The sequence below is a fragment of the Sphingomonas sp. CCH5-D11 genome (assembly GCF_001557395.1).
In the GTDB taxonomy this organism is placed as follows: domain Bacteria; phylum Pseudomonadota; class Alphaproteobacteria; order Sphingomonadales; family Sphingomonadaceae; genus Sphingomonas.
The window spans coordinates 1-23,616 of sequence record NZ_LSKH01000304.1; the positions used below are offsets into that span (position 1 = coordinate 1).

A 23,616-nucleotide genomic window follows, 5' to 3' on the forward strand; every position below is an offset into this window, starting at 1 on the left:
GTCAAGACGGCGGTCAGTGCCTCCATCTCCACGCCGGTGCGGCCGGTGGTTGCGACAGTAGCGGTAGCAGAGACGCCGTCCGCCTCCACGGTCAGATCGATCGTAACTTTCGACAGGGGCAGGGGGTGACACAACGGGATCAGCTCGCTGGTCCGCTTGGCGGCCATGATCCCAGCAACACGGGCCACGGCCAGAACATCTCCCTTTGCCACCGCGCCCTGTGCGATCGCCCGCGCAGCCTCCGCGGACATGGCGATACGACCCCCCGCCACCGCCTCGCGCGCGGTCTCATTCTTGCCGCCCACATCAACCATGCGCGCGGCGCCCGCCTCGTCCAGATGCGTGAGTCGCGTCATGCAACCAGCGCGCGCGTGGCGGCGGCGACATCCGGCTGGCGCATCAGCGACTCGCCGATCAGGAAGCAGCGCACATCATGCTCCGCCATCGCGTCGAGATCGGCGCGCGTGTTCAGCCCGCTTTCCGCGACAAAGGTGCAGCCCGCGGGCGCGCGTCCGACCAGTTCGTAGGTGCGGTCGAAGCTGACCGAAAAATCGCGCAGGTCGCGATTGTTCACGCCGATCAGGCGTGAGCGAAGCGCCAGCGCGCGCTCCAGCTCCGCCGCATCATGCACTTCGACCAGCACGTCCATCTCGCGTTCGATCGCCGCTGCCTCGATCTCCGCGGCGGCGACGTCGTCCAGCGCCGCCATGATGATGAGGATCGCATCTGCTCCGATCGCGCGCGCCTCGGCGACCTGCCAGGGATCGACCAGGAAATCCTTGCGAATGACCGGCAGGTCGCACGCGGCGCGGGCGGCGACCAGATAATCCTCATGTCCCTGGAAGTACGCGTGGTCGGTCAGCACGGACAGGCAGGTCGCGCCACCCTCGGCATAGGCGCGGGCATGCGCCGGCGGGTCGAAATCGGCGCGGATCAGCCCCTTGGACGGGCTGGCCTTCTTGATCTCGGCAATCAGCGCATAGTGCGGACTGGGCGCAGCCTGATCCTGCTGGCGAACCCGGTCCAGCGCTGCCTTGAACCCGCGCGGCGCCGTCTGTTCGCGGGCAAGCGCGTCGAGGTCGGCGATGGAGCGCGTGCTACGCCGAGCCGCCACTTCGTCGCGCTTGGTGGCGAGGATGCGATCCAGGATCGTCATGCCCAGGCGATCCAGCGGTTCAGCAAATCATTGGCAGCGCCGCTGTCGATCGCCTCGGCCGCCCGGCGCGCGCCGCTTTCCAGCGGCTCACCAATCAGCGTCAGCGCGACAGCGGCGTTGAGCAGCACTGCATCGCGATAGGCACCTTGCGTACCGGTCAGCAATTGCCGAAGCGCCGTTGCATTATGCGCCGGATCGCCGCCGCGGATGGCGTGAATGGGATGGCGCCGGACCCCGGCGTCCTCCGGTTCGATCCGATTGCCGAGCTGTACCGCGCCGATGGCGACCGCGATGGTCGGACCCGCGCCCGATACTTCGTCCAGCCCTTCCTCTCCCGAAACCACCAATGCCGCTTCGGTCCCTAGCTGCTCCAGCGCATCGGCATAGACGGGCGCGTAATCGGGTCTGGCGATGCCGATCAGCTGCCGCGTGACATGCGCCGGGTTGGCGAGCGGCCCCATCAGATTGAAGATCGTGCGCTTGCCGATCTGCCGGCGGATCGGCGTGATCCGCTTCATCGCGGGATGATGGTTCGCCGCAAACAGGAAGCAGATGCCCAGTTCGTTGAGCGTTTCTTCGGCAAGCGCGCCTGCCCGCTCCATGTCGAGGCCAAGCGCCTCCAGTGTGTCGGCCGCACCAGCCTTGGAAGAGGCCGCTCTGTTGCCGTGTTTCGCCACGGGCACGCCGCAGGAGGCCACCACCAGGCTGACGGCCGTCGACACGTTCAGCGTGTGGTGCCCGTCGCCGCCGGTGCCGCATACGTCGATCGCACCCGCCGGGGCACTGATCGGGATCAGCCGGTCCCGCAATGCGCGCGCCGCCTCGGCGATCTCGATCGATGTCTCGCCACGGTCGGACAGGTCGATGAGGAAACGTGCGATCGCCTCCTCGGTCGCGCGCCCGTCCAGAATGTCGCTGAACGCCTGCGCCGCGCTCTCGCGCGACAAGGGGCTGGAAGGGTTGGGCAACAGGGAGATGGTGGTCATGATCCAGCCTTGGCCCCGGTCAGGGCGACGAAATTTGCCAGCAGGTCATGGCCATGCTCCGTCGCGATGCTTTCGGGATGGAACTGAACGCCGTGGATTGGCAACTCGCGGTGCCGCAGCCCCATCACCGATCCGTCCGCCGCCACGGCATTAGGAACCAGCACCTCCGGCACATCCTCCACCACGAGCGAGTGATAGCGCGTCGCTGTGAAGGGGCTTGGCAGGCCGGCGAAGACACCTGTCGAATCATGCTCGATCGGGCTGGTCTTTCCGTGCATCAGCCCGCCACGCACGACGCGCCCACCAAAATGCTGCCCGATCGCCTGGTGCCCGAGGCAAACGCCCAACAAAGGGCGGCGCGCCTCCGCGCAGGCCGCCACGAGATCAAGGCTGATTCCGGCCTCATTGGGGGTGCAAGGCCCCGGGGACACAAGAAAGCCGGTCGCATTGGAGGCCAGCGCCTCCGCCGCGGTCAGCGCATCGTTGCGCTCGACGCGTACCTCGGCGCCCAGCTCCATGAGGTAATGGACCAGGTTCCAGGTGAAGCTGTCGTAATTGTCGACGACCAGGATCATGTGCCTGGTCAATAGCGCAACCCCCGCGTCCCGCAACGACTGTTGCGCGAGCGTAATTTCGCCTAGGCGCGAACGCGACGTTCACGCGGGATAAAAGCCGCGGCTGCGATCGTTGTGTGATTGCCCAGGAGGTCGCCTTCCATGTTTCGCTCTCTCGTTCTGCCCGCTGCCGTGTTCGCGGCGATGGTTCCCGCAAGTGCCATGGCCCAGTCGCAGGCGGAAAGCGGGCAGCCGCCGCAGCGGATTCGGCAGGTGACGCTAACCGGGGATGAGAAATGCCCGACGGCGGCAGCGGACGAGATCGTGGTGTGCAGCCGGCTCGATCCGAACGAGCAGTTTCGCGTGCCCAAGCAATTGCGTCGCCCACCGGAAGTGCCGGCGCAGAATCAGAGCTGGGTGAACCGCGCGGCGACGGTTGACCGCGTCGGGCGCGTTGCCGGCGGTCTGCCGAATACCTGCTCGCCGGTAGGTGCCGGCGGCGCAACCGGATGCGGCGTCGCGGCCGGTCAGGCGTGGGCGGCAGAGCGGCAGCAGGCGCGCCGGGAGCAGGAGGCCGGGGCGCCGGAAACCCGCACCGACATCGACGTGGAGGAAGAACCCCAGCGCTAACACGGTCTTAGACTGGCTCAGAACGAGCGGATCAGGGTAAGTGGAAACCGCTCAGAGCTGCATCTGGGTGGAGGGCTGATATGGTCAGCCTTACGGCTCGCCGGCCGGCGCCGCCATCAGCCGGGCGAGATCGGCCTTCCAGAACTTCGCCCAGGTATGCGTGCCGTGCCCCTTCGTCTCCGGGGTCGCCTTGATCAGCCGGAACGTGGCTCGCGGCATGCGCTTGGCCGCTGGTTCTGTGATGCCATAACCAGCAGGATTGATGAAATCGTCTTCCGAGTTGATCCAAAGCACCGGTACCTTGATCTTCTCCAGCGCCGGTGACGGATCGTAATTCCGGGACGCATCCACCTGATAGATATAGTCGTTGGCGTCTCGGCCGGCGCTGTTGCGGGCGAACGCCTGTGCCAGGAACGTCTCGGCCGCGGCGCGGGTGGGATATTGCGTCTGCAGCGCCAACGGGTTCGAGCCTGCGATGATGGACAGGCTCGCCGCGGTGCGCAGGCCCTGCTCCGGCTGGCTGGTATAATTGCCGCCGTTCCACGCCGGATCGGCCTGGATCGCATCGATCAGAAGCTTGCGCCACATGCGGTTCATCCCCGCAATGGGTACCGGCAGGCAGGCGAAGGGCGCGAGCCGCTCCGCAAAGCCGGGAAAGGTCTCGCCCCAGACGAACGCATGCATGCAGCCCATGCTCGTGCCCAGGATCACGTTCAGCCGCGTGACCCCCAGCTTCTCCAGCATGGCCTTCTGCGCCGCGACCATGTCGTTATAATCATATTTGGGAAAGGCCATGCGCTTGCCATCGGATGGCTTGGAAGAAGCGCCATGCCCGATATTGTCCGGCAGGATCACATAATGCGTGCGAATGTCGAAAGGCTGGCCGGGGCCGTAAAGTTCGTCGGCGAATTGCGGCGACAGGAACTGCTTGCCTGATCCTCCGGTGCCGTGAAGCACCATCACGGCATTATCGATCCGCCCATCGGCGCCGCGCCGGGGTGAGCCCAGTGTTGTGTAGTGGATCCGCACATCCATGGTCTCGCCCGTGTTGAACCGAAACGAAGGCAGGATGACGTCGCCTTCCGTCGTTGGCCAGGACGCGGGAGCCGGCGCTGGGTTGGCGGGAGTGGCCAGGGGCTGGGTGATCTGGGCCGAAGCGGGCGGTGCAGTCGCAAGCGCGACGGCCAGGGCGAGAAGCGGAAGAAAGCGCATCGGAGTAGCCTATCGGCGGTTGGGCGCTGGGAAAAGGGTCGTTACGCGTCCGTGCCGGGGCGCAGCGGCGTGGCGGCATCGGCCCCCACCACGGTGTGCCAGGGCTGGACACGCCATGAGCGGACCAGCCCCTGCGAGACATAGGGGTCGGCCGTGGCGAACGCTTCCGCGCTGGCGCGATCTCGAAATAGCAGCAGCGCCGATCCCACGGGATCGCCAACTGCCCCGCCCAGCACCAATCCACCTCGGTCCGCCGCTTCCCAAGCCAGCCGCAGGTGCTCCTCGCGAAACTGTCCGCGCCGGCTGAGATAATCAGACGCCAGGTCGTAGATCAGCAGCTGGTGGGTGGGGGCATTCACTGCCCGAATCCGCCAGCACTCGCCTGCGCTATTGCCTCTCGGGCGGCGGCGAGAAGCGCGCCGGACTTGGCTTCGCACTCGCGCTGCTCATAGGCTGGGTCGCTATCTGCGACGATGCCGGCACCCGCCTGAACATGCATGGTGCCATCCTTCACGACGGCGGTGCGCAGCACGATGCAGGAGTCCATCGATCCGTCAGGGGAAAAATAGCCCACGCCGCCGGCATAGGCGCCGCGCTTCTCGCCTTCCAAATCGGCGATGATCTGGCACGCCCGCACCTTGGGCGCGCCGCTCACCGTTCCAGCCGGGAAGCCGGCGAAGAGGGCGTCGATGGCATCGCGCTTCGGATCGAGCCGGCCGACCACGTTCGATACGATGTGCATCACGTGGCTGTAGAATTCGACGGTATAGCTGTCCGTCACAATGACAGACCCTGCGGCGGCGACGCGGCCAACGTCGTTGCGGCCGAGATCCAGCAGCATCAGATGCTCCGCCCGCTCCTTCGGATCGGCAAGCAGGCTGTTCCGGTTTGCCTCATCCTCGCTCGCCGTCTTTCCGCGCGGCCGTGTTCCGGCAATTGGCCGGATCGTCACTTCACCATCGCGCACTCGGACCAGGATCTCGGGGCTCGAACCCGTCAGCGCAAAACCAGGCAGGTCGAGGTGATAGAGGAAAGGCGAGGGATTGATCCGCCGCAACGCGCGGTAGAGTTCAAACGGCGGCAATGCGAACGGTGTGGTAAATCGCTGGGCAAGCACGACCTGAAAGATATCGCCCGCGACGATATACTCCTTCGCCGCCCTGACCATTTCGCCATATCGGCCCTCGGGCAGCACGGGAGTCAGCGCGATATCTGCTGGTTCACCGCGCACGCGCGGCGGCAGCGCGGTCTTCTCCAAGCGTGCTTCGATTGCGTCGAGCCGATCCTCCGCAGCCGCGACGATCGCATCCTCCGTCCGGCTCGAGTCCGGCCATACCGGCGCGACAAGGAACAAGGCATCGGCAAGGCGATCGAAGACCAGGATCACCGTTGGCCGCACGAACATCATGTCCGGCAGCCCCAAAGGATCGGACTTGGGCGCGGGGAGATCCTCGACAAGGCCGATGGTCTCATAGCCGAAATAGCCGACCAGGCACGCCAGCGCCCGAGGCAGCTCCTCCGGCACGTCCATGCGGCAAGAAGCGACCAGATCGCGCAACGCCGCTAGTGTCGGCGCTTCGCAAGGCTCGAACGCCTCGCGATCGGCGAGCCAGCTGCGGTTGATGGCGGCGCGACTGCCTTGCGCGCGGAACACGAGGTCCGGGGCAAGCCCGATCAGGCTGTGCCGCCCCCGCACCGCACCACCCTCAACCGATTCCAGCAGGAAGTCGCCGCGGCCCGGTTCGATCAGCTTGAGCGCCGCCGCGACCGGCGTCTCAGTATCCGCGATCCGCCGCCGCCATATCAGCGCCGGCCGCCCCTGCGCGAGCGCCTGACGGGCGGCAGCGTTACGGATTGGAACCACCTTGGCCGGCGAGGCTGGCCTTCACACGGGCAATCGCATCGGGATTCCGACTGGCGTTCATCGCCTTCTTCACGGCCTCGGTGAATTGCTGAGCATATTCGCCGCCCACCACGCGGCCTAGGTCCTGGCGCGTCGCGGCGAGGACCTGCGGCATCTTGGCGGCGTCGCCCGGTGTGATCTGCTCCAGTTTCACGATCAGCCAGCCATTACCGGCCGGTGATTCCAGCATCTTGGCCGTTCCGCCCTTCATGCTGAACATCAGCGCCAGCACCGGATTGGGGCCGCGTGGATCCGCGTTCACCTGCGAACGGGCTGCTACCACCCGCTCAACCTTGCCGCCACGTGCGCCGGCATCGGCGAGCGCCTTGTCAATTGCCGTACCCTTGTTGATTGCGGCGAGCGCCTTGCTGGCCGCGGTACGGGCTGCACGGCGGGCGCGATCGGCGGCAAAGTCCTGCGCCACCTGATCACGCACGGCAGCGAGCGGGCGCGGTGCCGCGCGGACGATCCGGTCCAGCGCGACGATCGCGAAGCTGCCATCGGCCGCCGTTTGCACTACCTGAGGATCATCGCCTTCCTCGGACTGGAACGCGGTGGACAGGATTGGCAGCAGCGCGGGATCCGGCTGAGCCGCCGGCTTTTCCGGGTCGCCGCCCGTTGCCGTCAGCGCGGGTGTGGTCAGCGCCGTCAGCTTCTGATCGGCAACGAGTTCGGAGAAGTTGGCATTGTCGGCGATCGCATCCTCCAGACCGTCACGAATGGAGGCGAGGGCGTCTGCGGTCTTCTTCTGGGTCAGTTCCTCGACAATGGTCGGGCGCGCTTCGGCCAGAGACTTGCCGGCCACCTGCGCAACGGCATCCACCTTGCCGACCACGAAGCCGATCGGTCCGCGCACCGGGCCGATCACGCCGCCACGCTGCGCGCCGAACAGGGCCTCGGCGATAGCACCGGAGGTTGCCTTGGTCAGCGCCTGCTTGTCCTGGGCCTCAAGCCGGCGTGCCTCCAGGCCGGCGGCGCGTGCCGCGTCCGCCACGGAGGTGCCAGCACGAATCTTGTCCGCGAGTGCGGCGGCTGCCTTCTGATCAAGCACGGTAACGATCGAAACCGAGCGGGTCTCGCGGGCGGCCCAGCGCGCCTTGTCGCCGTTGAAGGCAGCGGCGACCTCCGCATCGGTCGGGATGGCGCGCGCCTTCACCGTTTCGGGCGTCACGATCGCGTAGCGGGCTACGCGGCGCTCTGGCAGCGAATATCGCGAAACGTTGCGCTTGTACCAATCCTGAATTTCCGCGTCGGTCGGCGCGCCGCCAGCAGTGAGGGCGGACGCCGGGATCAGTGCCACCTGACCCGCGCGACGCTCCAGCATCAGCGAGGCGAAGGGGAGGGCCAGCGACTGCGGAACCTGGCTGGCGCCCATCTGCGGGCGAAGCAGGAACTGCACCATGGTTTCGCGGGCGATATCGGCCTGCACCTGCGCATCGGTCAGGCGGTTGCGGGCCAGCACCTGCTCATAGATCGTCTGGTCGAACTTGCCGGTCGGCCCTTGAAGCGCGGGGATGTTGCGTAGTTCGCTGCCGACCAGGGCACGGCTTACCACCATGTCCTGATCTTCGCCGAATTCCTGCAGCGCGAGGCCGTTCAGCATCCGATCCAATACGCTTTCCACGCCGCCGGCGGCCAAAAGCTGGCTCATGTCGACGGAAGGATTGCGCTGCTGCGCACCGCGCAGTTCATCCTGCACCCGGCGCGTCAGATCGGTTTCGGAAACGCTCTCCCCACCGACCTTGGCGACGGTGGCGCCGCTGACCCCGGCGCTTTGCAGGCCAGTGATGTCGCCCAGCGCGAACGCCAGGGCGATGACGCCCAGCACGCCCATCGTGATGATGATGCCGAAGCGCGAATGAATGATACGTCGAAAGAACCCGAGCATGCAGCGCCAATCCGTTGAACGGCGCTCGCTTTAAGGGCGGCTCTTCGTTACCGCAACGGCGCAACCGACAAGGGGGAGAGAGCATGCGTCGCAAGTTCGTGGCTGGGAACTGGAAAATGAACGGCAATCTCGCGGCCCTGGCTGAGCTTGACGCCATCGCGAATTCGATCGACCCGCGTGTTGATGTTGCTGTCGCAGTGCCCGCCACCCTGATCCAACCCGCTGCGCAGCGTGCTGAATTTCGGATCGGTGCCGAGGATGTTCACGGCGCCGACAGCGGCCCGCACACCGGCTGCGTCTCCGCTGCGATGATCAAGGAGGCCGGCGCCGCTTTCTCCATCGTGGGTCATTCGGAACGCCGCCAAGCGCAGGGCGAGACGAATGCCGATGTGAAGGCAAAGGCGGAAGCCTGCCACCGCCATGGCCTGGACGCGATCCTGTGTGTGGGCGAGACGCTGGAGCAGCGGGAAGCCGGTGAAGCGGAAAAAGTCGTGACGGCGCAGGTTCTTGCGTCTCTTCCGGCGGACGCGGACGGGCAATGGCTGGCGATCGCCTACGAGCCAATCTGGGCGATCGGCACTGGAAAGGTCGCCACGGTTGAAGACGTGGAGGCGATGCACGCGGCCATCCGCGGTGCCTTGGTGGAGGCGCTCGGGGCGGACGGCGGCAGAGGCATTCGTCTGCTGTATGGCGGCTCGGTGACGGCGGAAAATGCAGCCGGCCTGCTCCACGCGGCGGAGGTTGATGGCGCGCTTGTGGGCGGCGCAAGCCTGACGGCGGCGAAGTTCGGCCCGATCATCACGGCGGCCATCAGCTGATCCAATCACAGGCTCAAGCATCGGATCGCTGAACGGAATACGGCGATCCGATGCCCGGGCTGGCTTCAGCCGATGAAGATGGCGCGCGACTTATCGGCGCAATCGCAACGTTGGGCATCTCAATCTCGACGACGAGGCCCGGTCGTGGCTCAGCGGCTCGCTGGTGGCTTCGATCCGACGGAAGGCCGCTCGTTGGCGTGACGAGCGAAGAACCACCACTGGCCGTCCTTCCACAGCCAGACGTTGGTGAAGCGGCGTTCCACGGCGCGCCCGCCGTCGGCGCGGCGCTTGCCCGCGACGCTGTTTGCCGAGGGTTGAACGATCTCCCGCCCGGCGACCACGCCGACGTTTCCGTCCAGCGAAGTGGTCTCCACGAAGCGGTCAAACCGATCGTGACCGATACCGCCGTCGCGCCACATGCTCACCGTTTTCTCTCGCGACCACATCTCCCCTTCCGGGGAGTTCACTTGAAACATCGGGTGCATCATCGCTGCCAGCGCATCGGCGTTGCGGGTACGAGCTGCCTCATGCTGCGCGGCATCGGCGCGGCGCAGGCTTGATTCATCCTGGGCAAACGCAGGACTGGCGGTAGCGAAGGAAAGGCAAAGCAGAAGATTTCGCATGGTTGCCTCCTGGCCCATTCGGCCGTCCGGCAACCTACCACGGCGCGAACCTCAGCCGTAGCGCTTCTTCAGCACGCCCCAGGCTGCCCGAAGGCCAAGTGCCTCGCCGCCTTTTGGCCGACCCGGCTTGGCGGCGGGGCGCCACGCGAAAGTATCGACATGAGCCCAGGCGATCTGCTTCGGGACGAAGCGGCGGAGGAACAATGCGGCGGTGACGGCACCGGCAAAGCCGCCATCCGGCGCATTGACCATGTCCGCGATGTCCGACTTCAACATGTCCTCATATCCGTCCCACAGCGGCAATTGCCACATCGGATCATGGGATGCCGCGGCCGCCTCCAGGAAATCCGCAGCCAGGCCATCGTCATTGGCAAAGACCGGCGGCAGATCCGGTCCGAGAGCGACGCGCGCCGCGCCGGTCAGGGTGGCATAGTCGAGGATCAGTTCCGGCGCACTTTCGGCCGCTTTGGTGAGCGCATCGGCCAGGATCAGGCGACCTTCGGCGTCGGTGTTGGTATTTTCCACGGTCAGCCCCTGCCGCGTGCGCAACACGTCCCCGGGACGGAAGGCATCGCCGGCAATCGCGTTTTCCACTGCCGGGATCAGGAGGTGCAGCCTCACCTTCAGCTTGGCGGCCATGACGAGGCTGGCCAGCGCGATCATGTGCGCGGCGCCGCCCATGTCCTTCTTCATCAGCCGCATGGCGGAGGACGGCTTGATATCGAGGCCGCCCGAATCGAAGCACACCCCTTTGCCGACCAGCGCGATCCGGGGATGCGCCGGATTGCCCCATTCAAGTTCGATCAGCCGCGGGGCACGGCTCTTCACTGCGGCCAGCCCCACGGCATGAATCATGGGATAGCCTTCGGCGAGTGCGTCACCCCTGATGCAGCTGAACGCAGCGCCATGCTTCTTCGCCAGCGCCTCTACCACTGCCTCGAGTTCGGCCGGGCCAAGGTCCGACGCGCCTGTGTCGACAAGATCACGGACCCACGCGGTCGCCTCGGCAAGGCGGACGATCTCTTCGATCCGCGCCGGTTCGCCGGACAGCAGCACGCGCGGGCCTTGTGGTTCGGTCGTGCGGTAGCGCGTGAATTTGTGTTGTGCGAGCGCCCACCCCAGCATGGCGGCCCCGGGCTCTCCCGCTGCAAGGCGATAGGTGCCCTCCGGCAGGCCATCGCCAAGGGATGCGATCCGCCAAGGCGAACTTTCCGCCTCGTTGCAGACCAGCAGCATCGACCAGTCCTCCGCCGTGTCACCGGGAAGAATGGCGCGGTTGCCGGCCTTTCCCGTCACCTTGCTGGCGGCAACGGCGGTTCGGCTGCGGGCGGGTTGCTGTGCCAGCCACTCGGCAAAATCATCCGGATGGACGACATGGATGAGGCGTGCTGGCTGGCCCAGATCGGGTGCGAGGAAGGAGCTGAAGTCGGTCATTGCAGCCTTTGTCTCTCCTCCGGGCAGATGGAGGATTTCGGAAGCACGAGTCTGTGTCGGCCTTCGGACATGCCCGTCCGCCCCGGAGCTCGCAAGCAGGCCCTGGCCGAATGGTTCCCTTGATCCACCGCGCATCCTACATCGGGCGCATGACGACACATTCGACTCGCATGCTCATCCTCGGGTCCGGCCCGGCTGGACTTTCCGCAGCCATCTATGGTGCGCGCGCCGGGATGAAGCCGATTCTGGTTCAGGGCATCCAACCCGGCGGTCAGCTGATGACCACGACCGACGTGGAAAACTATCCGGGCTTCGCGGATGTGATCCAGGGTCCGTGGTTGATGGAGCAGATGCAGAAGCAGGCCGAACATGTCGGCACGCAATTGATGTGGGACACCATCGTCGCCGTTGATCTGACGCGCCGGCCTTTCCGCCTCACCGGCGACAGCGGCGACGTTTACGAGGGCGACGTGCTGGTCGTGGCCACCGGCGCGCAGGCGAAGTGGCTGGGCCTGCCCAGCGAAGAGGCGATGAAGGGCAAGGGCGTTTCCGCCTGCGCGACGTGCGATGGCTTCTTCTATCGCGGGAAAAAGGTCGCGGTGATCGGCGGCGGCAATACCGCGGTCGAGGAAGCATTGTATCTGACCAACCATTCCGATGACGTGACGCTGATCCATCGCCGCGACAGCCTGCGTGCAGAAAGGATTTTGCAGGAACGGTTGTTTGCTCACCCGAACGTCACGGTTCTGTGGAACAAGGAAGTTCGGGAGTTCGTCGACGGCGGCGGCAATGCCGGGCTCGTCGCACTTGACCTGCGCGACACTGTGACGGGCGAGCATTCCCGACTGGACGTCGAGGGCGGTTTCGTCGCGATTGGCCACCACCCGGCAACCGAGTTGTTCCGTGGCCATCTGGAGCTTGATGAGGACCATTACATCAAGGTCGAGACCGGCTCCACGCGGACGAGCGTTCCCGGTGTTTTTGCGTGCGGCGACGTGATGGACAAGGTCTATCGTCAGGCCGTCACGGCAGCGGGTACCGGCTGCATGGCCGCGTTGGATGCGGAGCGCTTCCTGGCGGAAGCCGATTTCGAGAGGATGGCGGAGGCAGCCGAATAAATTCCCATTTCGTCGGGCCGGGCTTGTTCCGTTGACGCTGGTGTCGCAAACGCCAGAGTGCACAACGGTGCGCATCGTTGGGGATCGCGAGATGCCCGGCACGACAGACATCTGGGGGGTTGCTTGAAGCTGAAATTCGTACTGGCGCTTACCGCCGCCATTGCCGCGCCGCTTGCCGCACAAAATAAGCCCGAGACCAAGACTGAACGCGCGGATGATGCGGCGATCCCGCCGCCGGTCGTTTCTATCACCCGCCACAGCGGCACTTTCGGTGGCACGCGCATCAACTATCGTGCGACCGCCGGTGAAACGTACCTGAAGGACAAGGATGGCAAGCCGCTCGCTGCCATCACGTCTTACAGCTATATCAAGGAGGGGCCGGTCGATCCGAAACGGCCGGTGACCTTCCTGTGGAATGGCGGGCCAGGCTCCGGGTCGCTGTGGCTGCATATGGGCGCTTTCGGGCCCAAGCGCGTGGTAATTCCGTCGGACGCGCGCGACGATGGCGCGCCGCCCTATCCGATCGTCGACAATGTCGATTCGCTGCTGGACGTTACCGATATCGTCTTCATCGATCCGGTAGGCACCGGCTTCAGCCGCGCACTTGGGAAGACCGATCCGAAGGATTATTGGGGTGTTACCAAGGATGCCAAGTCCATGGCGGCCTTCATCCGGCTGTGGCTGAACGAGCATGGACGCTGGAACGCCCCGAAGTTCATCGGCGGTGAAAGCTACGGCACGACCCGGTCCGCCGCCGTCATCAACGAGCTTGAAGGAACCTACACCGATGTGTCGGTGAACGGAATCATCCTCATCTCTTCGATCCTGGATCTGAGCGCGGCGGCAGATACGCCGGGCAACGAGATCGGCTACATCACCAACCTGCCATCGATGGCGGCCACGGCCTGGTATCACAACAAGGTTGCCGATCGTCCGGCGACGGTGGAACAGTTCGTTGCAGAGGCGAAGGCGTTTGCCATCGGCCCATATGCCGCAGCCCTGCTGAAGGGGAATGCGCTAAGCGCCGAGGAACGGCAGGCGATCCTGCCGCAGCTCTCGCGCTACACCGGGGTGTCGCAGGACTATCTCGCGCGCGCCGATCTGCGGCTTGCGCCTGGTCGTTTCTACAAGGAGCTTTTGCGCGATCGTGGGCAGACGATCGGCCGTCTCGACACGCGATACCTGGGCAAGGATTACGACAATGCCGGTGAGGAGCCGGACAATGATCCGAGCTTCTACGCGATCGATGGTGCCTATACCGCGGCGATGAATGCTTATGCCCGCGAAACGCTGAAATATTCGCCGGACCTAACCTATGTGTCGATCGGCGGCGTTCGGGACTGGGACTGGCAGATCGGCGGCCCGCGCGGCGGGGCGGGATATGTCAACGTCGCGCCTTACATCGGCCGGGCCATGCGAGAGAACAGTGGGCTGCGCGTGTTCGTCGGCCAGGGCTATTACGACTTCGCAACGCCGTTCTTCGGCGCTGAATATTCGCTCAACCGGACGGGGATTCCGAACGACGGCCGGATCACCTGGCATTGGTACAATGCCGGCCACATGATGTACGTTCGCGATGAGGATTTGCGGAAGCTTTCCGCTGACGTGCGAGCCTTTATCAAAGCTCGCTAAGAACGGCTCGGATGGCGTGCTCCAGGGCCTCGCCATCCTCCGGCCGAGCGAAGCTGTGTGACCCGGTGGGAATGGTGACGGTGCGCGGGGCAATCCCCGCGCGCCGCGCTGCATCGGCATAGGCGACGGCGGTTCCATCGCGTTCGGCCAGGATGATCGTTGCGTCCCCGTGCCAATCCGTGATCGCCCGCATGGTGCGAGTGGTAAGATCCTCTTCGATCTCGGGGACGGCGAGCCTGTGCAATCCGGCGATGAGTTTGCGCGGCGAGAGGCCGCGTGTCGCAATCCGCTTCCAGGCGGAGGGGCTTCGCAGCTGAGAAAGATAGTGCGCCTTGATCGCGGCGCGCGGGGGAAGGGTCGCGCTGCCCTCCACGACCCAGGGGTTGGCCAGGATCACCGCGTCGCAGCCTGCTTCCCGACCCCACCAGGCGAGGCAGGTCGCGGCGTCGCAATTGCCGAAGCCGACCAGGCGCTTCACCTGTGGCGCGTTCGCCCGGAATATGGCGGCGGCGGCAAGAAGGTCCTCGCGCGCGCTTCCGAAACCGCCGTTCCGCCCACCCGAGTCGCCCACACCGCGACGGTCATAACGGAACACCGGCGTTCCCGTGGTTGCGAGGCGTCTCGCGAGAAGCGCCATGCCGCGATGGGCGCCAGCCCTGATCTCGTTCCCGCCGGTGACGATCAGCAAACCGGTCCCACCGATGGATTCGTCCAGCGTGCCGAGGAGCATTTCTTCGGCAACGGGAAAGGCGATGTGACGGCGAGCGGTCATCTACGGGTCATCCGCGACGCGGATCGATGACGAAGATCATCATCCGGGCTGAGCTTTGATCCAGGCGAAAAGATCGTCCGCGACAAGGCTTTGTAGAGCAGCGTCGGTACTTGGCTCGCTGACCCGCCATAGCGCCCGACCGGCCAGTTTCCGGTCCGCCGCCTTGGTGTCACTGTCGAGGCGCACCACCCGAAGCGGGCCGCTCGTCATGGGCTGCGCGGATGCCAGCGCCGCGAACATCTCGTCCGACACTATGTTGCCTGCCACGTCGGCGCTGCCGGCCAATGCTCGCACACGCGTCAGTTCGCGGACCAAGCCCTCTCCTGTCTGGGGTGACAGATACCAGCGCGAGGCAGCATCAGCGTCACCGTCGACCAACGCACCGCTGCGCCAGGCACAAATATGCACCGGATTTCTCACGTGGCGGCAGGCGGCCGCAAACGCGTCTCTCCAGGTCTGGAGGGTGGCATCTTTCGTTTCGATGGGGCTTTCACCGGTGCCCGGAAGGTCCGCGAGCGCAGCGCCGATCCCGCGTGCCGCCAATTGTCGAAGCACGTCGACCAAAGCGGCGCGAGTCCGGTTGCCTTCTTCGAACAGCGGCAATGCGGCCATGACGCGCGGCCCGCTTTCCGGGCCGAAGCAGAGCATCATTTCGCGTCCGCCGGCCCAATCATAATGATCGATGCGCGGGCCGGGCGCGCCCGCCATGGCTCAGACCAGCGACTTGCTGGCGGCGAAGGTGGTGAGAGCGCCGAAGGTCTCGAGCATATCCCCGTCGACCTCATCATCATCGATGACGATCCCGAGCCGATCTTCGATCTCGGTCAGAACGCCGGCGACCGCCATGGAGTCGAGTTCCGGAAGCGCACCGAACAACGGCGTCGAATCATCAAAGGCCGAGACACGCTCGTCAGACAGGGCAAGTACGTCCTTGAGCACGGCGCGAACGGTTGCGTCGACTTCGGGTTTGCCTTCCGGAATCACCTGCGTCCCCTCAAAATTCTTAAGTGCCGTTAAGCCGGGGGGATGAAATCCGCAACGCCCCGGCGCTATGACAGGCTGATGGTTGCGGTTGATGAGACGCCCCGGCGAATAGATCATGTCCTGCTGGGCGACGGCAGTGCCCCGGCGCTGGTCGATCGTGCGGGCGTGCTGACCTTTGCCGATGCCGAGGAGCAGGTCGGCAGGCTGGCGGGCTGGCTGGCAGGACAGCGGCTTGCAGGACAGGGGCTGGCGGCTGGCGACCGGGTGGCCACCTGGCTTCCGAAAACGAGGGAGGCTTGCCTGATGCCGCTGGCGGCGGCGCGGGCAGGGCTGATCCATGTTCCCATCAACCCTTTGTTGAAGCGGGCTCAAGTCGCCCATATCCTGGCAGACAGCGGGGCGCGGTTGCTTCTGACCCAGCCTGCACGCGCAGCCACGCTGGAGCCGCAGGACGTAGCGCAGGTGGCCGTTCACCATGCCGCCGGGGTTGGAGACAATCTTCCGCGATCAGGGGGCGACACGAGCGCTCTTGCCGCCATTCTCTACACGTCGGGGTCCACCGGGCGGCCGAAGGGCGTCATGCTCAGCCATGCGAACCTTTGGCTCGGAGCGAACAGTGTCGCGCATTATCTGCGCCTTGCAGCCGATGATGTTGTTCTGGGCGTATTGCCGCTTAGCTTCGACTATGGTCAGAACCAATTGTTGTCCACTTGGCTCGCGGGCGCATCGGTTGCGCCGCTGGATTATTTGACGCCGCGCGACGTGGTGAAAGCGGTGGAGCGCGTGGGCGCGACAACGCTTGCCGGCGTGCCGCCGCTGTGGGTGCAACTGCTCGAAACGGACTGGCCCGACGCGGCCGCTAACCGGCTGCGCCGCCTTACGAATTCGGGCGGCGCGCTGACCATTCGCATGGTTCGCGCCTTGCGGCAGCGGTTCCCTGAAGCGGATTTATATCCAATGTACGGCCTTACCGAAGCCTTCCGGTCAACGTTCCTCGATCCGGCCCTGGTCGACTTCCACCCGGAGTCGATCGGACAGGAAATCCCGCATGCCGAGGTGATGATCGTTGACGCGACCGGTGCGCGAGCGGCGGTGGGCGAGCCAGGCGAACTGGTCCATGCAGGGCCGCTGGTGGCGCAGGGCTATTGGCAGGATCCGGAGCGTACGGCGCAGCGGTTTCGGCCTGCTCCGGCCTTTTCACGCTACGGGGGGACCGCTGTCTGGTCCGGCGACAGTGCGATCCTGGAGAAAAACGGCCTGCTGCGTTTCGTCGGGCGAGACGATGAGATGATCAAGTCAGCGGGCAATCGGATCAGCCCCGGGGAACTCGAGGAAGCGGTGATGGCGGGCGGCGAGGCGGCGGAAGCGGTCGCGGTCGGCGTGCCGGATACGCGTCTGGGCCAAGCCATCGTGCTGGTGCTGCGAGGGGATCAATCGCGGGAAAGCAACCTGCGCGATCGATTGCGGCGCGACCTGCCGAATTTCATGCAGCCTGCCCGGTTCCACTGGCTCGAGACGTTGCCGCGCAATGCCAACGGCAAGCTGGACCGAGCGGCCATTCGCGCCTTTGTTCACGACCAAAATGGCGAGCGGACGACACTGGCGCAGGACCCAAAAGAATGAGCAAGCCGTTCGGCCCCTTGCCGCCGGAGTTCGCCACGCAGACTGGCGAGCTGATCATCGGCGGGCGTGCTGCGAGCGCTTGGGTCGCCGAGTTCGGCTCGCCGTTATTCGTCTATGATCCGGCGATCGTGGCGGCGCGGGTCGATGCGTTCCGCGCGGCGTTCCCGGCAGTCGACCTTCATTATGCCATCAAGGCAAACCCGCATCCCGGATTGCTGGAGGTGGTTGCGCCTCTGGTCGACGGACTTGATGTCGCGTCCGCGGGCGAATTGCAGAAGGCATGTGCGGTTAAGCCCGCTCACGCGATCAGCTTTGCGGGGCCAGGCAAGCGCGATGCTGAGCTGGAGGCAGCCATTGCTGGCGGCGCCACGCTGAATGTTGAATCTGAGGGCGAAGCGGCTCGCGCGATCATCATCGGCGACCGGTTGGGCATTGCGCCGCGACTGGCGGTGAGGGTCAATCCCGACATGGAGCTCAAAGGCTCCGGCATGAAGATGGGTGGGCGACCGTCACCCTTTGGCGTCGATGCCGAGCGCGCGGCCGCGCTGGTCAAGGAGGTCGTTCGCGCCGGTGCCGATTGGCGGGGATTCCACATCTTCGCCGGAAGCCAGGCGTTGGACAGCCAGGCGTTGATCGAGACGCAGGCGGCAACGTTGATGCTGGCCGAGCGCCTGAGCGTTGAAGCCGGACACCGGCCACCTTCGGTCAATCTGGGCGGCGGGTTCGGCGTGCCCTATTTCGCGGGCGACATGCCGATCGATCTTCATGCGATTGGCAATGCACTGGCGGAGAACATCAGTGTCTCATCGCTTGCTTCGGCCGGTACGTCGTTTGCCATCGAACTGGGGCGGTGGCTGGTTGCTGAATCCGGTGTCTACCTGACGCGCATCGTGGATCGGAAGGATAGCCGCGGCGAAACTTTCCTGATCGTCGACGGTGGCCTTCACCATCAACTGGCTGCCAGCGGGAATTTCGGCACGGTCGTGCGCCGGAACTATCCGGTTGCGGTTGCCCAGCGGCTGGGAGCGGCAGCGCAGGATGAGGTGTCGGTGGTCGGATGCTTGTGCACCCCGCTCGACCGGCTGGCAGATCGCGTGGCCCTGCCAACGGCAGACGTAGGCGATGTGATCGCGATCTTTCTGGCGGGGGCGTATGGCGCAACGGCCAGCCCCAGTGCCTTTTTGGGACACCCGTCCCCCACCGAGGTGGTTGTTCGGCGCTCCTAACGCTATCTTCACCTCTTACTTTCAAGAGGAAGTTGGCAGAAACCGGTAGGGGATAACCCTCCCTGTACCGATGGTTTGCGCCTGACGGAGGTGATTTGATGCGCGTATCGCGAGGGTACATTTCCTTGCCTGCAGCCCTGCTCGCTATGACGATGCTGGCCGGATGCGCGAGCATCGCGAGCAACCGACCGGAATTGCCGCCAGCGGCGTTCGTCGCTCAGCGCGAACAGCCGGGTGACGAATATATCATCGGCCCGCTCGATTCTCTCCAGGTCTTCGTGTGGCGTAATCCGGAACTGTCCGCGAAGGTGCAGGTGCGGCCGGACGGGCGCATTACGACCCCGCTCGTCAACGACATGCCCGCCGTCGGCAAGACACCGGCGATGCTCGCGGACGACATGAAGCTCGCGCTGCGGGAATATATCAAGGACCCGATCGTCAGCGTCATCGTGGACAGCTTCTCCGGCACGTACAGCCAGCAGGTGCGCATCGTCGGCGCGACCGAGAAGCCGGCAGCGCTGCCCTATCGCGCGAACATGACCCTGCTTGATGCGATGATCGCCGTCGGGGGATTGAACGAATATGCAGCCGGGAACCGCGCGCGCCTGATCCGATATGATCGCGCCACCGGCAAACAGGCTGAATATCAGCTCAACATCAATCGCTTGCTCAAGGACGGCGACTCGAAGGCGAACGTTCGGCTGGAACCGGGTGATGTGATCATCATCCCCGAGAGCATGTTCTGAAGGCGCGCTGGTGACCGGGCTGTACGAAGAGGTCAGAATCGCGGTTCATGCCGTGTGGACCCGGCGCTGGTTGGCGCTCGGCGTCGCCTGGGCCATTTGCCTGCTTGGCTGGCTGGCCGTCAGCCAGATCCCCAGCCGATATGAAAGCCGCGCGCGCGTGTTCGTGCAGATGCGATCGGTCCTGCCGTCTGTTGGCGATGCCAGCGCGATGGGCGATCAGCAGCGTGACATCGATACCGTTCGCCAGACGCTCACCTCTTCGGTGAACCTGCAAAAGGTTGTCCGCGGCACCGATCTGGCGAAGACCGCCTCCACCGATCAGGAGGTCGCCGACCGGGCGGCGGGCCTGCAGAATGCGATCAAGATCACCGCGCAGCAGGACAATCTCTTCGAGATCGTCAGCACGGCGGCCACGCCGAAGCTCGCCTCCAGCATCACGCAGAAGCTGATCGACATCTTCGTCGAGACGAACCTGTCGGACGATCGCGCGCAGAGCACCCAGACGCTCCAGTTCCTGGACGGGCAGTTGCAGTCGCTGGGCGCCAAGCTGCAGGATGCGGAGGCGAAGAGGGCCGATTTCCAGAATCGCTATCTTGGATCGCTACCCGGCACCGGATCAGTCAGCGACCGGATCGGCGCGGCCCGTGCGCAGATGAGCCAGGTGGACGGGGATCTGGCGGCGGCAAGCTCCAGCCTGTCAGCGCTGCAGGGGCAGCTTGCGGGAACGCCGCAAAGCATCGCTGGCGCGGCTGGCACGGTGGGCGTTGGGCCAGCGCGAGCCCGGCTGGCGGCGATCCAGGGGCAGCTCGCCGACGCGCGCGGCCGAGGATATACGGACAATCACCCCGACGTGATCGCCCTCAAGGCGCAGCTGACCCAGGCGCAGGCCGCGGTGCGAAGCGAGCCCTCGGGTGCAGCTTCCGGCGGCGTGCCCAATCCCGCCTATCTTTCGCTGCAGTCGATGCTGGCCGACCGGCAGGCGAATGTCGCGGCGCTGCGGATGCGCAAGCAGCAGCTCCAGGCCGATCTCGACACGTTGACGGCCAAGCTGTCGGAGGACCCGGAGGTGGCCGCGCAGCAGGGCGAGATCGAGCGCAATTATACGGTGCTGAAGGATCAATATGACCGCCTTCTCGCGCAGCGTGAGCAGGTGAACTTGCGCAGCCAGGCGCAGTCGCAGACCGACGCGGTCAAGTTCAGCGTGATCGATCCGCCAACGCAGCCGCGCACACCCTCTGCGCCCAACCGGCCGCTGTTGCTGACCGGCGTGCTGATCGCCGGGATCCTCGGTGGCATCGGAAGCGCCTTCGCCATCTCCAAAGTCCAGGCGACCTTTCCGACCGCCCAGCGGCTCGAAAAAATGTCCGGGATGCCGGTCATCGGCTCCATCGGTGAAATGCTGACGCGTCAGCAAGCGGAGCTGCGGCAGAAGCAATTGAAAGTGTTCATCGGTGGGGTAGGGGCGCTCGCCCTTGGCTATGTGGCGCTGCTTGGCGTCGAAATGCTTCAGCGGGGTCTTGCAGCATGACGAACGCCGACAAGAAGCATGATGAGTCGCTCATCGAGCGTGCGGCTCGGGTCTATGACTTCGGGGCGCACCTGCGACGGCGGGACGCGCCCGATACGGCGCAGGTTTCCGCTCCCGAGATCGCGGAATCCGCACCAGTCGTACAGGCCATGGCAGATGCTCCGGAGCAGCAGATCGACGGCATGGCGGCGGATACAGCCCCGGTGCCTCCTGCAGAAGATTTCGGTCGTACGGAGAGCGAGGCGGCGGCAGATGATCCTGCGTTCGACCTGATCGCGGCTGCGCCGCCGGCGCCGGAAGGCGCGGAAACGCTGTCGCGCGAAGCCGCCGCGACCCTGATGGCGATCCCATCGGAGTTGCGGGCTGGCGCGGAGCCCGAAGAAGATCCGGTGCTCTTCCTTGACGGGATCGCGCATGTTGATCGGGCCATGCTGGCGGAAAAGGGCATGCTGGTTCCCGGCGCGCCGATCGGTGCGCTCGCGGAAGAATTCCGCCTGGTGAAGCGTCAGCTTCTTCTGGGCGCCCGCGCGCTCGCGTCCGGGCCTGCAGGCGAGCGTTCCCGGACCATTCTCGTCGGGTCCGCAAAGCCGGGCGAGGGTAAGACCTTCTGCGCGATCAATCTTGCGATCAGTCTGGCGGCAGAGCGCGACGTCGAGGTGCTGCTGATCGACGGCGATTTCGCGAAGCCGAACGTCATGGCGACGCTGGGCCTGGACGATTCTACCGGCTTTCTCGACATACTTGCCGATCGGAGCCTTGATCCCGAACAATTCGTGGTGCGCACCGACGTGCCGCAATTGTCACTTCTCCCGGCGGGCAAACGCAGCCACTCGGATACCGAGTTGCTCGCGAGCGCGCGTACGCGGGAGGTGGTGGAGCGCCTGCTGGCGAACGATCCGCGCCGCATCATCGTCTTCGACACGCCGCCCGCGCTCGCCGCGTCGCCCGCATCTGTCCTGGCGCTGCTTGTCGGACAGGTGATGCTGGTCGTGCGGGCGGACCGGACGACCGAGGCGGAGATCCGTGAGGCGGTCAATCTTTTGGACGGTTGCGAGCAGATCAGCCTGGTCCTGAATTCACGATCCTACGAGCCCGGCCGCGGCCGGTTCGGAAGCTATTACGGTTAGGAAGGCAGCGTGCTGAGGCTTCAAGAGAGGGCACTGGGTTGCAGCGTCACGTTGGTGATGCTTCTTGCTGCGACCAGCGTCCAGGCACGCGATCGCTACGTCGCACCTTATATCGAGGTTGCGCAGGTTCTCGACGTGGGTCTCAGCAACGACGAGGTGCTGACCTATTCGCAGGTGGCGGTGGGCATCGATGCCGGGATCAGCGGGCGGCGTGTCGAAGGGCAGGTAAGCTACCGCTACGAGCGCCGGATCCAGTGGGACGACCGCATCGCCGACGACAATGTGCATACCGGCCTGGCTCGCGCATCAGCAACGCTTGCGCCGGGATTTACGGTTGAAGGTGGTGCCGTCGCGACCCGAGCGCGGGCCGACATTCGGGGGACGGCGCCGGGCAGCTTCGTTGGCAATGTCGACAATGTGACCCAGGTATATTCGGTCTACGCCGGCCCCAGTCTCACCACCAGGGCGGGGCCGGTGGAGATCGCCGCCGCGGCGTTCGGCGGCTACACCAAGGTAGAAGCGCCGGTGTCGACGGGCTTGGCAGCCGGCCAGCAGCGGCTCGACTATTTCGACGATTCGAAGAGCGTGCTGGCCCAGGCATCCGCTGGCGTGCCGGTGGGCGCCGTGCTGCCCGTGGGGGTAACGGTCAGCGGCGCGTATGAGCGTGAGGAAGCTGGGCAGTTAGATCAGACGTACGAGGGTTTTTACGCGCGCGGCGACGTGACCATGCCGGTGAGCCGCACTGTCGCTCTGCGCGCAGGTGCGGGATACGAAAAAATCACGGCTTCCCAGCGCGATGCGCTGCTTGATGCCAGCGGCAACCCGGTGGTGGACGATAACGGACGGTTCGTCACCGACCCTGCCTCGCCGGAACGGATCGCCTACAATACGGACGGACTGATTTATGACGCAGGCGTCATCTGGCGTCCGAGTCCGCGCTTCGAACTGCAGGCAAACGCCGGCTACCGCTATGGCGGCGAGACCTATTTTGGTTCGCTGAACTGGCAGTTCGCCCGTGACAGTGGGCTGCAGATCGTCGTCTATGACGGAATCGAAACGTTCGGGCGGCAGCTGCGCGATGGTCTCCGCACCTTGCCAACCGCGTTCCAGGGTACGGCCAACCCCTTCGGGCAACAGTTCAACGGCTGCATTTTCGGCGGCAATCCTGGGGCTGGCGGGGCCGATGCCGGGGGATGCCTGAACAACGTCTTTCAGTCGATCTCGACCGCAAGCTACAGAGCGCGCGGCGTCGACGGGGTCATTTCCGCGACGCGTGGGCGCACCGCTTATGGTCTGGGCCTTGGATATGCCAATCGGCGGCTGAACACGCCGGATGTCGCGCCCGGCACCGTCGCCCTCGGCGTCACCGACGAGAGCTATTACGCTCAGCTGTTCTGGTCGCGGGCGTTGAGCCGGGTGTCGCAAGTCGACGCCAACCTCTTCGCGAATTACTATGATAGCGGTCTGCCGCTGGCCAATGGCGTGTTCAATCTTGGCGCGACCGGCACTTATTCCCACCAATTCGGCCGTTTGGGCACCGTCGCGTCGCTCGGCCTTTATACCTTCGATCAAGAAGGTTTTGATAGCCAATGGTCGGCGCAGGCGCTGCTTGGCGCGCGTTACACGTTCTAACCGGACAGCAATCTAAGGGGTCGC

23 protein-coding genes are annotated in these 23,616 nt (G+C 65.2%); 10 read left to right on the forward strand and 13 right to left on the reverse strand.

Annotated elements, in window-relative coordinates; all coding sequences use genetic code 11:
• The 4 genes from moaC to AX702_RS18220 form a co-directional block, all read right to left on the reverse strand.
• Positions 1-356: cyclic pyranopterin monophosphate synthase MoaC (gene moaC / locus AX702_RS18205; protein ID WP_066781858.1), on the reverse strand; the 356-nt coding region annotated here is incomplete at its 3' end.
• On the reverse strand, positions 353-1,156 hold the full coding sequence (gene trpC / locus AX702_RS18210) for an indole-3-glycerol phosphate synthase TrpC (protein WP_066781859.1): 804 nt from the start codon (positions 1,154-1,156) through the stop codon (positions 353-355). The genes moaC and trpC, both read right to left, overlap by 4 nt.
• The gene (gene trpD, locus AX702_RS18215; RefSeq protein WP_066781860.1) at positions 1,153-2,142 is read right to left on the reverse strand and encodes an anthranilate phosphoribosyltransferase; all 990 of its coding nucleotides are present in this window, start codon (positions 2,140-2,142) and stop codon (positions 1,153-1,155) included. Before trpD ends, trpC begins: the two co-directional genes overlap by 4 nt.
• A complete protein-coding gene (locus tag AX702_RS18220; RefSeq protein WP_066781861.1) occupies positions 2,139-2,717 on the reverse strand; it encodes an anthranilate synthase component II in 579 nt (192 codons plus the stop codon). Before AX702_RS18220 ends, trpD begins: the two co-directional genes overlap by 4 nt.
• 141 nt (positions 2,718-2,858) lie before the next feature.
• On the opposite strand from AX702_RS18220, the gene AX702_RS18225 reads away from it, so the two are divergent.
• Positions 2,859-3,326, forward strand: coding sequence for a hypothetical protein (locus AX702_RS18225; protein WP_066781862.1), 468 nt, complete (start codon positions 2,859-2,861; stop codon positions 3,324-3,326).
• A gap of 90 nt (positions 3,327-3,416) precedes the next feature.
• Here the strand turns inward: AX702_RS18225 and AX702_RS18230 are convergent, their stop codons facing one another.
• Genes AX702_RS18230 through AX702_RS18245 form a run of 4 tightly spaced genes read right to left on the reverse strand, consistent with a single transcriptional unit; the run spans position 3,417 to position 8,329 of the window.
• On the reverse strand, positions 3,417-4,538 hold the full coding sequence (locus AX702_RS18230; protein ID WP_066781863.1) for an alpha/beta fold hydrolase: 1,122 nt from the start codon (positions 4,536-4,538) through the stop codon (positions 3,417-3,419).
• Positions 4,539-4,579: 41 nt separating this feature from the next.
• The gene (locus AX702_RS18235; RefSeq protein ID WP_066781864.1) at positions 4,580-4,897 is read right to left on the reverse strand and encodes a YciI-like protein; all 318 of its coding nucleotides are present in this window, start codon (positions 4,895-4,897) and stop codon (positions 4,580-4,582) included.
• A complete protein-coding gene (gene trpE / locus AX702_RS18240; RefSeq protein ID WP_197420679.1) occupies positions 4,894-6,402 on the reverse strand; it encodes an anthranilate synthase component I in 1,509 nt (502 codons plus the stop codon). Before trpE ends, AX702_RS18235 begins: the two co-directional genes overlap by 4 nt.
• On the reverse strand, positions 6,386-8,329 hold the full coding sequence (locus tag AX702_RS18245; RefSeq protein ID WP_066781865.1) for a peptidylprolyl isomerase: 1,944 nt from the start codon (positions 8,327-8,329) through the stop codon (positions 6,386-6,388). Before AX702_RS18245 ends, trpE begins: the two co-directional genes overlap by 17 nt.
• Positions 8,330-8,412: 83 nt before the next feature.
• On the opposite strand from AX702_RS18245, the gene tpiA reads away from it, so the two are divergent.
• Positions 8,413-9,147, forward strand: a complete 735-nt coding sequence (gene tpiA, locus AX702_RS18250; protein ID WP_082746352.1) for a triose-phosphate isomerase — start codon at positions 8,413-8,415, stop codon at positions 9,145-9,147.
• Positions 9,148-9,296: 149 nt separating this feature from the next.
• Here the strand turns inward: tpiA and AX702_RS18255 are convergent, their stop codons facing one another.
• On the reverse strand, positions 9,297-9,770 hold the full coding sequence (locus AX702_RS18255) for a nuclear transport factor 2 family protein (protein WP_197420680.1): 474 nt from the start codon (positions 9,768-9,770) through the stop codon (positions 9,297-9,299).
• A 51-nt stretch (positions 9,771-9,821) separates the two neighbouring features.
• The gene (locus AX702_RS18260; protein WP_066781868.1) at positions 9,822-11,204 is read right to left on the reverse strand and encodes a leucyl aminopeptidase family protein; all 1,383 of its coding nucleotides are present in this window, start codon (positions 11,202-11,204) and stop codon (positions 9,822-9,824) included.
• A 149-nt stretch (positions 11,205-11,353) separates the two neighbouring features.
• Here AX702_RS18260 and trxB point away from each other — a divergent pair, with 149 nt between their 5' ends.
• Positions 11,354-12,322 (forward strand): thioredoxin-disulfide reductase, encoded by a 969-nt coding sequence (gene trxB / locus AX702_RS18265; protein WP_066781908.1) that lies wholly within the window; start codon positions 11,354-11,356, stop codon positions 12,320-12,322.
• Positions 12,323-12,445: 123 nt separating this feature from the next.
• Positions 12,446-13,954: a S10 family peptidase gene (locus AX702_RS18270; protein WP_066781869.1), complete on the forward strand. Its 1,509-nt coding sequence runs from the start codon at positions 12,446-12,448 to the stop codon at positions 13,952-13,954.
• Here AX702_RS18270 and AX702_RS18275 read toward each other — a convergent pair.
• The 3 genes from AX702_RS18275 to AX702_RS18285 all read right to left on the reverse strand — a co-directional run bounded on the left by AX702_RS18275 (position 13,941) and on the right by AX702_RS18285 (position 15,710).
• Positions 13,941-14,726, reverse strand: a complete 786-nt coding sequence (locus AX702_RS18275; protein WP_066781870.1) for a hydrolase 1, exosortase A system-associated — start codon at positions 14,724-14,726, stop codon at positions 13,941-13,943. The two genes, AX702_RS18270 and AX702_RS18275, sit on opposite strands and share 14 nt — an antisense overlap.
• A 39-nt stretch (positions 14,727-14,765) precedes the next feature.
• Positions 14,766-15,338, reverse strand: a complete 573-nt coding sequence (locus tag AX702_RS18280) for a hypothetical protein (RefSeq protein WP_156455588.1) — start codon at positions 15,336-15,338, stop codon at positions 14,766-14,768.
• Between the two features lie 99 nt (positions 15,339-15,437).
• Positions 15,438-15,710: an acyl carrier protein gene (locus AX702_RS18285; RefSeq protein ID WP_066781872.1), complete on the reverse strand. Its 273-nt coding sequence runs from the start codon at positions 15,708-15,710 to the stop codon at positions 15,438-15,440.
• Between the two features lie 78 nt (positions 15,711-15,788).
• On the opposite strand from AX702_RS18285, the gene AX702_RS18290 reads away from it, so the two are divergent.
• From AX702_RS18290 to AX702_RS18315, 6 genes are all read left to right on the forward strand, one after another.
• Complete coding sequence (locus AX702_RS18290) at positions 15,789-17,333, forward strand: AMP-binding protein (protein WP_066781909.1); 1,545 nt, start codon at positions 15,789-15,791, stop codon at positions 17,331-17,333.
• Positions 17,330-18,559, forward strand: a complete 1,230-nt coding sequence (locus tag AX702_RS18295; RefSeq protein WP_066781873.1) for a pyridoxal-dependent decarboxylase, exosortase A system-associated — start codon at positions 17,330-17,332, stop codon at positions 18,557-18,559. The genes AX702_RS18290 and AX702_RS18295 overlap by 4 nt, the downstream gene beginning before the upstream one ends.
• 98 nt (positions 18,560-18,657) lie before the next feature.
• Entirely contained in the window at positions 18,658-19,305 is a 648-nt protein-coding gene (locus tag AX702_RS18300; RefSeq protein ID WP_066781874.1) for an XrtA/PEP-CTERM system exopolysaccharide export protein, read from the forward strand.
• 10 nt (positions 19,306-19,315) lie between these two features.
• Positions 19,316-20,833: an XrtA system polysaccharide chain length determinant gene (locus AX702_RS18305; protein WP_066781875.1), complete on the forward strand. Its 1,518-nt coding sequence runs from the start codon at positions 19,316-19,318 to the stop codon at positions 20,831-20,833.
• Complete coding sequence (locus tag AX702_RS18310) at positions 20,830-21,960, forward strand: AAA family ATPase (RefSeq protein ID WP_066781876.1); 1,131 nt, start codon at positions 20,830-20,832, stop codon at positions 21,958-21,960. The genes AX702_RS18305 and AX702_RS18310 overlap by 4 nt, the downstream gene beginning before the upstream one ends.
• Before the next feature lie 9 nt (positions 21,961-21,969).
• Positions 21,970-23,592, forward strand: coding sequence for a hypothetical protein (locus AX702_RS18315; RefSeq protein ID WP_231731935.1), 1,623 nt, complete (start codon positions 21,970-21,972; stop codon positions 23,590-23,592).
• The last annotated feature ends 24 nt before the right edge of the window (positions 23,593-23,616 follow it).

Bases quoted from the DNA above. Each gene is read 5' to 3' on its own strand.
- trpC (WP_066781859.1), bottom strand. From the start codon at position 1,156: ATGACGATCCTGGATCGCATCCTCGCCACCAAGCGCGACGAAGTGGCG.
- trpD (WP_066781860.1), bottom strand. From the start codon at position 2,142: ATGACCACCATCTCCCTGTTGCCCAACCCTTCCAGCCCCTTGTCGCGC.
- AX702_RS18220 (WP_066781861.1), bottom strand. From the start codon at position 2,717: ATGATCCTGGTCGTCGACAATTACGACAGCTTCACCTGGAACCTGGTC.
- AX702_RS18225 (WP_066781862.1), top strand. From the start codon at position 2,859: ATGTTTCGCTCTCTCGTTCTGCCCGCTGCCGTGTTCGCGGCGATGGTT.
- AX702_RS18230 (WP_066781863.1), bottom strand. From the start codon at position 4,538: ATGCGCTTTCTTCCGCTTCTCGCCCTGGCCGTCGCGCTTGCGACTGCA.
- AX702_RS18245 (WP_066781865.1), bottom strand. From the start codon at position 8,329: ATGCTCGGGTTCTTTCGACGTATCATTCATTCGCGCTTCGGCATCATC.
- tpiA (WP_082746352.1), top strand. From the start codon at position 8,413: ATGCGTCGCAAGTTCGTGGCTGGGAACTGGAAAATGAACGGCAATCTC.
- AX702_RS18255 (WP_197420680.1), bottom strand. From the start codon at position 9,770: ATGCGAAATCTTCTGCTTTGCCTTTCCTTCGCTACCGCCAGTCCTGCG.
- AX702_RS18260 (WP_066781868.1), bottom strand. From the start codon at position 11,204: ATGACCGACTTCAGCTCCTTCCTCGCACCCGATCTGGGCCAGCCAGCA.
- trxB (WP_066781908.1), top strand. From the start codon at position 11,354: ATGACGACACATTCGACTCGCATGCTCATCCTCGGGTCCGGCCCGGCT.
- AX702_RS18275 (WP_066781870.1), bottom strand. From the start codon at position 14,726: ATGACCGCTCGCCGTCACATCGCCTTTCCCGTTGCCGAAGAAATGCTC.
- AX702_RS18280 (WP_156455588.1), bottom strand. From the start codon at position 15,338: ATGGCCGCATTGCCGCTGTTCGAAGAAGGCAACCGGACTCGCGCCGCT.
- AX702_RS18290 (WP_066781909.1), top strand. From the start codon at position 15,789: ATGGTTGCGGTTGATGAGACGCCCCGGCGAATAGATCATGTCCTGCTG.
- AX702_RS18295 (WP_066781873.1), top strand. From the start codon at position 17,330: ATGAGCAAGCCGTTCGGCCCCTTGCCGCCGGAGTTCGCCACGCAGACT.
- AX702_RS18300 (WP_066781874.1), top strand. From the start codon at position 18,658: ATGCGCGTATCGCGAGGGTACATTTCCTTGCCTGCAGCCCTGCTCGCT.
- AX702_RS18310 (WP_066781876.1), top strand. From the start codon at position 20,830: ATGACGAACGCCGACAAGAAGCATGATGAGTCGCTCATCGAGCGTGCG.